The following is a 12960-nucleotide window of genomic DNA, read 5'->3' as shown; positions in this document are numbered from 1 at the left end:
CAATGGTACCGGCAGTGAGCATGATGGTGCGCTTCATTGGATTACCCCTGAAAAAGGAATGTGGATGGAAATCGGAAAGAAGAATCCCGCGCCCCTGTTCCCCCAGTGGCGGTTCTCTGTTTCTCCGACACCCTCATGACGCCCCGGCCGGGGGCCGGGTTGCCCGGTTTCATCACGAAAAGGTCGCGAAATCCGGGCGAGGGAACTCGCCCTTCACAAGGCCCAACGCGATTCGCACCCTGGTCGCCATAAGTACGTGAAGGCCCCCTTCACTGCGCCTAACGCAATGAAGGGGGCCTTCACGTACTTGGTAACTCAGGAGGCCATACTGCCGTCACCCGCGCGGGCGCCACCGGAAGGAACCGCGCCCACCTGCCGGGCAGGAACGGAAAACGTTGCGGTGTAGGACTTTCCGTTGCAGTTCACGGTCAGCGGGTAGCTCCCGGGCGCGGTGCCCTCCTTGAGCTCGACCTCCGCGCTGACGTTCGCCGGGACCCCGATGAGCGGCCCGTAGTCGTACTTCCCGACGCTCAGCACCGGCGAGGAGAACGTCGTCGACGTCGGCGCCTTCAGCCCGTCTCCGGGGCACTGTGCCAGCGCCACATTGGAGTCTCCGTGCACGTATTTGTTGACGAGCCCGAGTTCGTAAGCGGTGTTGTCGTTGAGCTGAACCGTGACGCCGGGATCGGGCTGGGGTTGCTGAGCGAGACCGGTCGCCGGCCCCGCCAGCACCGCCGCACCGATCGCCACCACTCCGGCGAGAACCCTGCGAATCACGAAAACCCCTAGCTGTCAACGAAACACCGACACGCGCTAGACGCGGTCACCCCCGCGAGGGTTGCTTCGCCGGAGAAGATCAGTCCAAGTCGTCGTGGCGCATCAGCTGGCGGCCCGCTTCGGTGATCGAGCCCGACAGCGACGGGTACACCGAAAATGTCAGTGCCAGGTGTTCCACTGTGAGCTGGTTCTGGACGGCGAGCGCGATGGGAAGGATGAGTTCGCTCGCGTTCGGCGCCACGACCACTCCGCCGACGACCACGCCGGTGGCGGGGCGGCAGAACAGCTTCACGAAACCGCGTCGCAGGCCTTCCATCTTCGCGCGGGCGTTCGTCGCGAGCGGGAGCATGATGGTGCGGGCGGGCACCTCACCCGAGTCGATCGCCTGCTGGCTGATGCCGACGGTGGCGATCTCGGGGTGGGTGAACACGTTGGCGGCGACGGTCTTGAGCTTGATCGGCGCGACACCTTCACCGAGCGCGTGCCACATCGCGATGCGGCCCTGCATGCTCGCCACCGAGGCGAGCATGAGCACGCCGGTGCAGTCTCCGGCGGCGTAGATGCCGGGCGCGCTGGTGCGGGAAACCCGGTCGACGCCGATGAAGCCGCCGGGGCCGGGCTCGATGCCGACCTTCTCCAGGCCGATGTCGACGGTGTTGGGCACCGAGCCGACGGTCATCAGCGCGTGGCTGGCTTCGATCACGCGGCCGTCGGCGAGGTGGATCTCGACGCCCTTTTCGGTGCGCTCGACCTTGTCGGCGCGGGCCTGCTTGGCGACCGTGGTGCCGCGCTGCGAGAAGACCTCTTCGAGCACGGCGGCGGCGTCGGCGTCCTCGTGCGGGAGGACGCGGTCGCGGCTGGACACGACGGTGACCTTGACGCCCATCTCGGTGTAGGCCGACGCGAACTCGGCGCCGGTGACACCCGAGCCGATGACGGCCAGGTGCTCGGGCAGTTCGCGCAGGTCGTAGAGCTGACGCCAGTCGAGGATGCGCTCGCCGTCCGGCACCGCGCCGGGCAGCACCCGCGGGGTGGCGCCGGTCGAGATGAGGACGACGTCGGCGTCGAGGGTCTCGACGGTGCCGTCGTGGGCGGTGACGGCGACCTTGTGCGTGGCGAGACCGGTCTCTTCGTCGTCGAACCGGCCCTGGCCGATGACGACGCGGACGCCCTCGCGCTGGACACGGGCGCGGATGTCGGCGGACTGCGCGAGCGCGAGGCCCTTCACGCGACCGTGGACGGTCGGCAGGTCGACACTGGTGTCGGCCATGTCGGTGTTGATCCCGAGTTCGCGGAGGTCGTGCATGTTCGCGAGCGCGCCGGAGGAGGCGATGAAGGTCTTCGACGGAACGCAGTCGTAGAGCACGCAGGCGCCGCCGAGACCGTCGCGTTCGACGATGGTGACGTCGGCTCCGTGCTGGGCCGCGACCAGTGCCGCTTCGTAACCGGCGGGGCCTCCGCCCATGATCACGATCTTGGTCACTGGTCTCCTCCTCGCAGCGGTGTCTGTGACTGCGTTTACCGTACGCGGGCGACCGTTGGGCGGATTGAGTGGCCGGACACGGCATGTGCGTCCAGCCGGGTGACCGCCGGGTCGCTAGGCTGTCGCCGTGCCGTTGTATGCCGCGTATGGATCCAATATGGAGCCCGCCCAGATGTTGGAGCGCGCTCCGCACTCGCCGATGGCCGGCACCGGCTGGTTGGAAGGCTGGAGGCTGACCTTCGGCGGGGAGGACATCGGCTGGGAAGGCGCGCTGGCGACCATCGTCGAAGATCCGGGCTCCCGGGTCTTCGTGGTGCTCTACGACGTCACCCCGCTGGACGAGGACGGCCTCGACCGCTGGGAAGGCGGCGAGCTCGGCATGCACACCAAACTCCGGTTGCGCGTGCAGACCATGGAGGGCTCCGTCCTGCCCTGGCTGTACGTCCTGGACGCCTATGAGGGCGGACTCCCGTCGGCGCGGTATCTCGGCGTTCTCGCCGACGCCGCCGAAGCCGCGGGCGCGCCCGCGGACTACGTCGACGCGCTCCGCACCCGCCCCTGCCAGGGGATCAGCGGCTAACACCCACCCTGTGGATACTTCGGCCTCTACGGCCGTCCACAGCTTTCACCCGACCTGGTGAAAAATCGGACTTTCGCCTGCTACCACCCCGAAATCAGTGCGCAGCACAGTCCCCCGGAAAGCTTTTCCGGGGGCCTGTGGACAACTCTGCGATCTGTGGATAACTCGGTCAGGCCAGGGTGGCCAGAGCGGTGTGGACCAGGGTGCGGACGCCGCACAGCAGCGACCGCTCGTCGAGGGTGAAGGTCGGGCGGTGGATGTCGGCCATCGGGCCTTCACCCGGCCACACGCCGAGCCGCGCGAAGGCACCCTGGACGTGCTCCAGGTACCACCCGAAGTCCTCGCCACCGGACGACTGCTCGGTACCGGCCACGGCGGACTCGCCCAGTGCGGCTTCGACACCGGCCCGCATCAGCGCGGTCGATTCCGGGTCGGAGACGACCGGCGGGACCCCGCGGCGGTAGTCGAGCGAGAACCCGACGCCGGTCGGCGCGAGCAGCGACTCGACCGAAGACGCGACGAGCGGTTCCAGCATCGTCCAGACCTCGTGGTCGGCGGTGCGGAGCGTGCCGCGCAGCACCCCGTCCTGCGGGACGGCGTTGGCCGCCTGGCCGGCGTGCACCGCGCCCCAGACCAGGACGGTCCCGGACCGCGGGTCGACGCGCCGCGAGAGCACCGCGGGCAGCGACGTGATCACCGTGCCGAGCGCGTGCACCAGGTCCGCGGTCAGATGCGGCCGCGAGGTGTGCCCGCCGGGCGAGGTGAGCCGCAGCTCGATGAGGTCGGCGGCGGACGTCAGCGCGCCTTCGCGCAGGCCGACCTTGCCGACCTCGAGCCGAGGGTCGCAGTGCAGCCCGTAGATCCGCTCGACGCCTTCCATCGCGCCCGCCGCGATCATGTCCAGCGCGCCGCCGGGCATGACCTCCTCGGCGGGCTGGAAGATCAGCCGTACCCGTCCGGGGAGCTCCGGTGCGCCCGCCAGCGCCCGCGCCGCGCCCAGCAGGATCGCGGTGTGCGCGTCGTGGCCGCACATGTGCGCGGCGCCGTCGGTCTTGGAGGCGTACGGGAGCCCGGTGGCCTCGGTCAGCGGCAGGGCGTCCATGTCGGCGCGCAGCGCGACACAACGGTCGCCGCTGCCGATGTCGCAGACGACACCCGTGCCGACCGGCAGTACCCAGGGCTTGAGCCCGACCGAGCGGAGCAGGGACATGACCATTTCGGTCGTGGCGAACTCGTGGCGGGAGAGCTCCGGGTGCGCGTGGATGTGCCGGCGCCACGCGAGGACGTCGGTGGCGTTCGCGCGGAGCCAGTCATCGAGCCAAAAAGGGCCGCGTCCGGCACCCAGATCATGCACAGGTGCCATGCTGACGCCGGCCTCGGAGATCAGCGCGGTGGGCGCCTCTTTAGGGGCAATGACGCGACCCTCGGGGTCGCCTGGAATGTCCGGACGTGAATCGAGCACCGTCACGCCGCACCTCCTCCCGCAACACAGTTGCCTTCGTCTACCACCGTACGAGTGGTCACTGAAGACACGCTGGGTGCCGTTCGATCTGTGATACGCATTTGCGATAGATCGTGCACCATGCAGATGACAAGCCGCTCGTCGAGTGATCGAGCCCTAGACGGCCGGTAGTGGATCTGCGTTGAACGGCTTGGAGGAGTTCGGCCCGGGCTAAGCGGAGAGTTTCTCTACTTACCGGTAGCGGTTCAGGACTTCTTTTTCTTGGAACGGGAGCGACGGCCGAGGATCACCAGGCCCAGCAGGATCGCCGCGGCGATGCCCGCGATGACCTTGTTCTTGGTCTCCTGGCTGTTGGCCTTGTCGGTCTCGGCGGGGTCGAGCACCGGCCCCGGAGGTGCCTGCGACAGCACGTCCTGCACCGCCGCTGCCTGCATGATCACCGGCGCGGGCGCCTGGATCTCACCGGCCTGCGCGACCGGCGCGCAGACGACCAGCCCGGCGATCAGAAGCCCGGCCAGCTGCCCGAAACGAGACCTTGTAGCCATGACTCCCTTTCATCGGCGACGCGCGTTTTCGATTCTGCACTGTGCCGGGTTCCGGCGTCAGCCGCCACGCGGAGGACCGGAGAACGCCGCCAAGATCCGTTGGGCGGCCAGCGTCGGGGTCAGTTCACCGTCCCGGACCGCCCGTTCGACGTCCGGAACGACCGCTCGCACCTCGGGATGGGCGGCGAGCCGCCCGAGAAGCTGTTCGCGGACCATCGACCAGGTCCACTCCACCTGTTGCCGCCGTCGCCGTCCGTCCAGTTCCCCGGAAGCGGTCAAAACGTCACGGTGACGGCCGATCTCGGCCCACACCTCGTCCAGCCCGACGTCGGTGAGCGCGCTGCACGTCAGCACCGGCGGGGTCCACTCGGCGTCACGCCCGTAGATCATCCGCAACGCGCCGGAGAGTTCGCGGGCCGCGCGTTTCGCGTCGCGTTCGTGGTCGCCGTCGGCCTTGTTGACCGCGATGACGTCGGCCAGTTCGAGGACGCCCTTCTTGATCCCCTGCAACTGGTCGCCGGTGCGGGCCAGGGTCAGGAACAGGAAGCAGTCGACCATGTTGGCCACGGTCACCTCGGATTGCCCGACCCCGACCGTCTCCACCAGCACGATGTCGTATCCGGCCGCTTCCATCAGCACGATCGTTTCGCGGGTCGCCCGCGCGACACCGCCGAGAGTCCCCGAAGTCGGCGAAGGGCGGATGAAGGCCTTCGGGTCCACCGCGAGCCGGGCCATCCGGGTCTTGTCGCCCAGGATCGAGCCGCCGGTCTTGGTCGACGACGGGTCGACGGCCAGCACGGCGACCTTGTGCCCGGCCTCGGTCAGATCCGTGCCGAGCTGGTCGATGAAGGTCGACTTGCCGACCCCGGGGACGCCCGTGATGCCGACCCGTTGCGCGCCGCCCGCGTGCGGAAGCAGCTCGACGAGCAGTTCCTGCGCCTGCGCCCGGTGGTCTTCCCGGTTGGACTCGACGAGCGTGATCGCGCGCGACAGCACCCCGCGGTCGCCCGCGAGGACGCCCTTGGCCAGCTCGCCGACGTCGATCTTGCGCGGCAAGGTTCAGGACTCCACGGCCGTCAGCTGCCCGATCAGGTCGATCGCCGCGTCGGCGATGACCGTGCCGGGACCGAAGATCGCCGCCGCGCCCGCCGCGCGCAGCTCCTCGTAGTCCTGCGGCGGGATGACGCCGCCGACCACGACGATGATGTCCTCGCGGCCCTGGTCGGCGAGTTCGGCGCGCAGCGCGGGGACCAGCGAGAGGTGCCCGGCGGCCAGCGACGAAACGCCGATGACGTGCACGTCCGCCTCGATCGCCTGCCGCGCGACCTCGCCGGGAGTGGAGAACAGCGGGCCGACGTCGACGTCGAAACCGATGTCGGCGAAGCCCGTCGCGATCACCTTCTGGCCGCGGTCGTGGCCGTCCTGGCCCATCTTCGCGACCAGGATCCGAGGACGGCGGCCTTCCTCCTCGGCGAACTTCTCGACCAGCTCGCGCGCCTGCTCGACGTTCTCGGCCTTGCCGACCTCCTCGCGGTACACACCGGAGATGGTACGAATCTGGCCGGAGTGGCGCCCCCAGATCTTCTCCAGCGAGTCGGAGATCTCGCCGACCGTGGCCTTCGCCCTGGCGGCGTCGATGGCCAGCGCGAGCAGGTTGCCGTCGGACTGCGCGCCCGCCGTGAGCCGCCGCAACGCGTCCTGCGTCGCGTCCTCGTCCCGCTCTTCGCGCAGTCGCCGCAGTTTCTCCAGCTGCTGCGTGCGCACGCCGGCGTTGTCGACCTTGAGCACGTCGATCTGCTCGTCGTCGGTGACCTGGTACTTGTTGACGCCGATCACCGGCTGGCGGCCGGAGTCGATCCGCGCCTGCGTCCGCGCGGCGGCCTCTTCGATGCGCAGCTTCGGGATGCCGGCGTCGATCGCCTTCGCCATCCCGCCCGCCTGCTCGACCTCGGTGATGTGCCCCCACGCCTTGCGCGCGAGGTCGTAGGTCAGCTTCTCGACGAACGCGCTGCCGCCCCACGGGTCGATGACGCGCGTGGTGCCGGATTCCTGCTGCAGCAACAGCTGCGTGTTCCGCGCGATGCGGGCGGAGAAGTCCGTCGGCAGCGCGAGGGCCTCGTCGAGGGCGTTGGTGTGCAGCGATTGCGTGTGGCCCTGGGTCGCCGCCATCGCCTCGACACAGGTGCGGACGACGTTGTTGTAGACGTCCTGCGCGGTCAGCGACCAGCCCGAGGTCTGCGAGTGCGTCCGCAAGCTCAACGATTTGGAGCTCTTGGGCTCGAAGCCCTTCACCAGCTTCGCCCACAGCAGACGCGCCGCGCGCAGCTTCGCGACCTCCATGAAGAAGTTCATCCCGATCGCCCAGAAGAAGGACAGGCGCGGTGCGAACTTGTCGACGTCCAGCCCGGCCTCGGTACCCGCGCGGATGTACTCGACGCCGTCCGCGAGCGTGTACGCCAGCTCCAGGTCGGCGGTCGCCCCGGCTTCCTGCATGTGATAGCCGGAGATGGAGATCGAGTTGTACTTCGGCATGTTCTGCGAGGTGAACGAGAAGATGTCCGAAATGATCCGCATCGACGGCTGCGGCGGGTAGATGTAGGTGTTGCGGACCATGAACTCCTTGAGGATGTCGTTCTGGATGGTCCCGGCCAGCTTGTCCGGCGTGACACCCTGTTCCTCGGCCGCGACGACGTAGAGCGCGAGCACCGGCAGGACGGCGCCGTTCATCGTCATCGAAACGCTCATCTTGTCGAGCGGGATGCCGTCGAAGAGCTGGCGCATGTCGTAGATCGAGTCGATCGCGACGCCCGCCATGCCGACGTCACCGGCGACGCGCGGGTGATCGGAGTCGTAACCGCGGTGCGTCGCGAGGTCGAAGGCGACCGAAAGGCCCTTCTGCCCGGCGGCGAGGTTGCGGCGGTAGAAGGCGTTCGACTCCTCGGCGGTGGAGAAGCCCGCGTACTGGCGGATGGTCCACGGCTGGTTGACGTACATCGTCGGGTACGGGCCGCGAAGGTACGGCGCGACACCGGGATACGTGCCAAGGAAGTCCACTCCGGACAGATCGTCGGCGGTGTAGACCGGTTTGACGCCGATGCCCTCCGGCGTCTCCCAGGCGAGCGCGTCGGGGCCTTTGCCGGTCGCGGCGTGCAGCGCCTCGGTCCATTGAGGACGGTCGACCGGGTCCGGGGCGCCGAGGTCGACGCCTGCGAAGTTCGGGATGGTCATCACTGCACTCCGAGCTCGGTCAACGTGCCGGTCAGGACTTCGAGGGCGTCACAGCCCGTGAAGAGGTAGCCCGAGACGTCCGCGTGGTCGCCGGGTTTTCCGGCGAGAAGCACTGACGTGGCGCCTGCTTCCTTCAACGCCTTCGCGACGCTGTCCGCCTCTTCCGCGTAGGAAGTGTTGCTTCCGCAGAGACAAGCGACCTTCGTTCCGCTGGCCCGGAATTCCGCGACGACGTCTTCGGGGGCGCCCGGGTTCACGGCCTCGATCCCGCCCGCCTGGAAGAGGTTCGCCGCGAAACTCGCCCGTCCGGTGTGCGCCGCGACCGGGCCGAGCGTGGCGAGGAAGACGCGGGGACGGCTGGGGTGCGCGTCCGCCCGGTCCCGCAGGGCCTCGAACGCCTCGGCGTACCGATGCCGGGGCAGGCCGCCCTCCGGCAGGTCCTCGACGGGATCGCGAACGACCGCTTTCTCCGTCAGATTGGGGAATTCGCTGACGCCGGTGATCGGGTCGCGACGGGTCGCGAGCCGTTTCGACCGCTTTTCCCAGGTTTCGGCGAGCCGTCCGGCGAGCGCGCCGGACGCCAGCTCGGCCTCGATCCCGCCCGCCGCTTCGATCGCGGTGAACTCGCGCCACGCGGCCTGGGCCAGGTCTTCGGTGAGCTTCTCGACGTACCAGGATCCGCCCGCGGGATCGATGACCCCGGCGAGTTTGGACTCCTCCAGCAGGACGGCGTGCGTGTTGCGCGCGATCCGCGCGGAGAACGCGTCCGGCTGGCCGATCGCGGCGTCGAACGGGAGCACGGTGATCGCGTCCGCGCCGCCGACCCCGGCGCCGAAACAGGCGAGCGTGGTCCGCAGCATGTTCACCCACGGGTCACGCTGGGTGAACATCGCGGGCGAGGTGACCGCGTGCTGCCGCATCCCCGCTCCCTTGCCGCCCGAGACCTCGGTGACGCGGGCCCACAGGCGCCGCGCGGCACGGAACTTGGCGATCGTGAGGAACTGGTCGGCCGTGGCGGCGAGCCGGAACTCGAGCTGACCCGCCGCGGTGTCGACGTCCAGCCCTGCCTCGGTCAGCGCCCGCAGGTACGCGACGCCCGCCGCGATGGTCGCGCCGAGTTCCTGCGAGTCCGAACCGCCCGCCTCGTGGAACGGCAGGCCGTCGGCGACGATCGTCCGCACCTTCGGGTGACTGACGGCGACTCGCGCCGCCAGTTCCGCGGCGGGGGCGAGCGGATGCGCCGAACCGGTGCACGCGGTCAGGCCGATCGGGTCGGCGCCGAGCGTCGCGGTGACCGCGCTCGCCGGGATCTCGCGTTCGGCGAAAAGCGTGAACAGCTCGTTCGCGGCGGCTTCGTACTCTTCGCCCGCTTCGAGGGTGACGGGCGCGAGGTCGACGTAGACCTCGTTCAGCGCGTCGGCCAGGTCGGCGACGGGAACCCCGGTGCCGCCCGCGCGCAGCCAAATCGAGCTGACGCCGCCTTCGAGGTCGGCGAGGATCGCGGTGTTGGTGACCTTGGCGTCGCGGCGCGCGTACCGGCCGCGGATGTCCCAGCCGGTCGTCACGGAACCCTCGGGCCGGGCGCTTCTCACGAACGGCGGAAGACCGGGGAAACCGGTTCCCTCGACCGTGTCATCGGCGGTGTAGAGCGGCTGGATCTCGAGGCCGTCGTACGTCCGGGTGACGAGCTTGCTTTCGGGCAGGCCGTCGAACCCGTCGTCGATCGCGCCGCTCTTGCGCAGCACTCCGGCGACGAGCTCGCGCCACTGCTCACGGCTCACTTCCGGGAACTCGGCGGCCAGCTTCAACTCGTCCGGAGCGTCCGGCTCGTCGGGTGTCGGCACTGACTCCGTCTCGGCCACTTCCGTCATAACCCACGATGTTAACGGCCCTTAACAGGACCTACCTGTGACGCTAGTCGCGCCGAGGAGTGGTCTTGAGTGGCCTTGAGGACCACGTAGTCCGTGAAGGGGGCCTTGCCTACCTTGAAGGTAGCGATGGAGGCCTTCACTACCTTCGTGATCGCCACGGTCGCCACTTTCACCTCACCCGCACCAGTCACAGCGGCCGCGCGTGAAGCCCCCTTCACTGCGCTAGACGCCAGGGTTCCGGCAAAGTCGGCTATCCGCTGGTCACAGGGGTGACGGAGCGGGCTCGTCACCCGTGGCCTGACACGCTCCTCGAATGTCCACAGAGGACACTCCAGGCGCATCTTTGCCCGATTTGGGCGGTTCGCGGGGAGGTCGTGAACGGTAAGTGTCGTTCTAACGCTCCTTATCACTCGCGACCCCCGCACGAAACCGCGCAAAGCGCTCGAATCGGACATCAAAACTCATCCTGCAGCCCAGCCCGCTGGAAACCCTCGAAACCTGACACGTGCGGATAGCCGACTTTGGCGAGACTCACGAGAGGTCCGTTCACTCCGCCAGGGCACGGTGCATAGGCCCGCCACGGGGGCATACGACACAATTGGGGCCGTGCCGTCCGACACCCCCGAGTCCAGCGAGAGCCCCGCCGACGAGAAGCGTGTCGTCGCCGGGCGATATCGGTTGCGCTCGGTCATCGGATCGGGGTCGATGGGCACGGTCTGGTCGGCCTACGACGAGTTCCTGCACCGCCCGGTCGCGGTCAAAGAGGTCCGCCTCCCGCCCGGCGTCCCGACGGCGCAGGCCGACGAACTGCGCGAACGGACCCTGCGCGAAGCCCGCGCGATCGCCGTCCTGAGTCACCCGAACGTGATCATCCTGCACGACGTCGCGCGCGAGAACGACGAGCCTTTCGTGGTCATGGAGCTGCTGCCGTCGCGCAGCCTCGCGCACATCCTGCGCGACCACGGGCCGCTGACGGTCGAGCAGGCCGCGGCGGTCGGCATCGCGGTGGCGTCCGCGCTCGAAGCCGCGCACGCCGCCGGGATCACCCACCGTGATGTCAAACCGGGGAACGTGCTGGTCGCGGGCGACGGCCGCATCAAGCTCACCGACTTCGGCATCGCGCGCAACGTCTCCGAAGCCACCATGACCCGCACCGGGATGATGCTGGGCTCCCCCGCCTACATCGCGCCCGAAGTCGCCTCCGGCGGCGCGGTCGTCCCCGCCGCCGACCTGTGGGGTCTCGGCGCGACGCTGTTCGCGGCCGTCGAGGGCTCACCGCCCTACGACGCCGACGGCGACCCGCTCGAAACTGTCGGCAAGGTCGTCAACGGGAAGGTGCCGAAGCCCGGACCCGGCCCGCTGTCCGACGTCATCGGCGCGCTCATGAAGAAGGAGCCGTCGAAGCGGATCGCCCTGCGCGAGGTGCGGCGCCGCCTGTACCCGCTGCAGGCCAAGACGCTGATCGATCTCTTCCCCGCCGAGCTGTTCCACACGCCCGACGGCAAGAAGACCACCGCGCACCTGGACGCGACCGACACCCAGGTGATCAAGCCGGTCGTTCCCGACAAGCCCAGTGAGGGCACGAGTTCCGAACTCGCCGCCGACCCGGGCCCGTTGCCGTTCCTGAACCAGCCGGCCGCGGCTCCGGAACCTCCGGCCGAACTCGCGCCGATGCCGACGGTCGTCCCGCTGCCGCCTCGCCCGCCGGGACGGTCCCCGGCGGCCAACGTGCTGCTGGCGCTCGCGTCGATCGTCATCTTCCTGCTGGCCGCGGGAGGCGGGTTCGTGCTGGCCAGGACCGTCGGCGGGCAGGATCTGCGGCCGCCGGAGGGTATGCAGGAGGGCGACACGATCGTCACTCAGCCGCCGCCGAAACTGATCACTCAGCAGGGTGACGCCAGCACGGTGAACGGCATCAAGGGCGGCCGGTTCAGCATCGGCGTCCCGGAAGGCTGGCAGAAGTTCGTCGCGCCGCACGTCACCAGGGGTGTGCCGAGCACGGTGGTCCAGTACGTCTCGCCCGACGGCCGCCAGGTCGTCCGGGTCGAGCGGCTGAGCGGTTTCCTGTCCGACAGCCCGCCGCCCGCCTATTTCAGCTGGCTGAAGAGCCAGCATCCGGACATCGACCCCATCGGCGAGCCCGACGTCGTGCCCGGCCGGGGCGACAACAGCATGCGGTACACCTACCGGACGACCGAGCGCTCCACCGAGACCAGGGACGCCACGAACGAGACGATCAGGCGCACGACGTTCATGGACCTGTTCAGCGGGGGCGCGGACCTGTGGATCCTCTCGGTGACCTCGCCGATCGAGCAGGAGACGACCGCGAAGACCGCGGTCTTCGAGCCCATCGCGCGGTCACTCGTCGTCGACGGCTAGCCGCGCGAAGTGCTCCTTCGAAGCACGCTGCTGCGCCAGCCTCCGCAACACCGAAAGCAGCCTGTCGCCGAGAACGGTCTCCACGACGGCGATCTCGATGATCCGCTCCAGTGACTCGACCCCGGCGATGCCTTCGAGGTCCAGGTCGGCGGTCCGGTCGGCGATCTCGGCGTAGTCGTCGAGTTTCTCGAGGTACCAGCCGTGCCCGACGTCCCGGATCGCGCACAGGACGCCGACGAGGGCCTGGATGATCAGGTCGTCGTAGTCCTTGCACGGCCAGTTCCGGCGCTCGGCGAGGTCCCGGACCGTGGCGAGCGCCCATTCCCGGCTTTCGCCGTCGACGACCTGGCGGGAGCTCGTGATGCCTTCCTGGGCCAAGCCGAGGATGCGATGGGGACTGGCCTTCCCTTCGTCGACCGCTGCCAGCACCTCGCCGACCGTCGCGAGCGAAAGGCCTCCGACGTCCATCAGTGCCCTGATCAGCTTGATCCGCTGAACGTGCCCGTCGTCGTACTTGGCCTGATTGGGGCTCGTCCGCTCGCCCGGCGGGACCAGCCCCTCCCGCAGGTAGTACTTGATCGTGGCGACCGGGACCCCGGCTTTTTCGCTCAGCTCCGCCATCCGCACGCGTTGTC

10 protein-coding genes are annotated in these 12960 nt (G+C 68.9%); 2 read left to right on the top strand and 8 right to left on the bottom strand.

What is annotated here, in order from left to right:
- Positions 1 to 315 precede the first annotated feature (315 nt).
- Both BKN51_RS39205 and BKN51_RS39200 read right to left on the bottom strand, forming a co-directional pair.
- Positions 316 to 753, bottom strand: coding sequence for a hypothetical protein (locus tag BKN51_RS39205; RefSeq protein WP_101612359.1), 438 nt, complete (start codon positions 751 to 753; stop codon positions 316 to 318).
- Between the two features lie 103 nt (positions 754 to 856).
- Positions 857 to 2260: an NAD(P)H-quinone dehydrogenase gene (locus tag BKN51_RS39200; RefSeq protein WP_101612358.1), complete on the bottom strand. Its 1404-nt coding sequence runs from the start codon at positions 2258 to 2260 to the stop codon at positions 857 to 859.
- A gap of 127 nt (positions 2261 to 2387) precedes the next feature.
- Between BKN51_RS39200 and BKN51_RS39195 the strand changes: the two genes are divergently transcribed.
- Positions 2388 to 2840 carry a gamma-glutamylcyclotransferase gene (locus BKN51_RS39195; RefSeq protein WP_184899429.1) on the top strand — a complete coding sequence of 151 codons (453 nt, stop codon included), beginning with the start codon at positions 2388 to 2390 and terminating at the stop codon, positions 2838 to 2840.
- 169 nt (positions 2841 to 3009) lie between these two features.
- On the opposite strand, the gene BKN51_RS39190 is transcribed toward BKN51_RS39195, so the two are convergent.
- From BKN51_RS39190 to BKN51_RS39170, 5 genes are all read right to left on the bottom strand, one after another.
- Positions 3010 to 4308 (bottom strand): amidohydrolase, encoded by a 1299-nt coding sequence (locus BKN51_RS39190; RefSeq protein ID WP_101612356.1) that lies wholly within the window; start codon positions 4306 to 4308, stop codon positions 3010 to 3012.
- A gap of 239 nt (positions 4309 to 4547) precedes the next feature.
- Positions 4548 to 4847 (bottom strand): hypothetical protein, encoded by a 300-nt coding sequence (locus BKN51_RS39185; RefSeq protein WP_101612355.1) that lies wholly within the window; start codon positions 4845 to 4847, stop codon positions 4548 to 4550.
- A 57-nt stretch (positions 4848 to 4904) separates the two neighbouring features.
- Positions 4905 to 5903 carry a methylmalonyl Co-A mutase-associated GTPase MeaB gene (gene meaB, locus BKN51_RS39180; RefSeq protein WP_101612354.1) on the bottom strand — a complete coding sequence of 333 codons (999 nt, stop codon included), beginning with the start codon at positions 5901 to 5903 and terminating at the stop codon, positions 4905 to 4907.
- A gap of 3 nt (positions 5904 to 5906) precedes the next feature.
- Positions 5907 to 8075: a methylmalonyl-CoA mutase gene (scpA, locus tag BKN51_RS39175; protein ID WP_101612353.1), complete on the bottom strand. Its 2169-nt coding sequence runs from the start codon at positions 8073 to 8075 to the stop codon at positions 5907 to 5909.
- On the bottom strand, positions 8075 to 9946 hold the full coding sequence (locus BKN51_RS39170; protein WP_101612352.1) for a methylmalonyl-CoA mutase family protein: 1872 nt from the start codon (positions 9944 to 9946) through the stop codon (positions 8075 to 8077). The genes scpA and BKN51_RS39170 overlap by 1 nt, the downstream gene beginning before the upstream one ends.
- A 606-nt stretch (positions 9947 to 10552) precedes the next feature.
- On the opposite strand from BKN51_RS39170, the gene BKN51_RS39165 reads away from it, so the two are divergent.
- The gene (locus BKN51_RS39165) at positions 10553 to 12325 is read left to right on the top strand and encodes a serine/threonine-protein kinase (protein ID WP_101612351.1); all 1773 of its coding nucleotides are present in this window, start codon (positions 10553 to 10555) and stop codon (positions 12323 to 12325) included.
- On the opposite strand, the gene BKN51_RS39160 is transcribed toward BKN51_RS39165, so the two are convergent.
- Positions 12305 to 12946 carry a MerR family transcriptional regulator gene (locus tag BKN51_RS39160; RefSeq protein ID WP_101612350.1) on the bottom strand — a complete coding sequence of 214 codons (642 nt, stop codon included), beginning with the start codon at positions 12944 to 12946 and terminating at the stop codon, positions 12305 to 12307. The two genes, BKN51_RS39165 and BKN51_RS39160, sit on opposite strands and share 21 nt — an antisense overlap.
- Positions 12947 to 12960 lie beyond the last annotated feature (14 nt).

It is taken from the genome of Amycolatopsis sp. BJA-103, from assembly GCF_002849735.1.
Taxonomy (GTDB): Bacteria; Actinomycetota; Actinomycetes; order Mycobacteriales; family Pseudonocardiaceae; genus Amycolatopsis.
The sequence above is the reverse complement of the archived record's forward strand: the minus strand, read 5'-3'. Positions and strand labels throughout refer to the sequence as shown.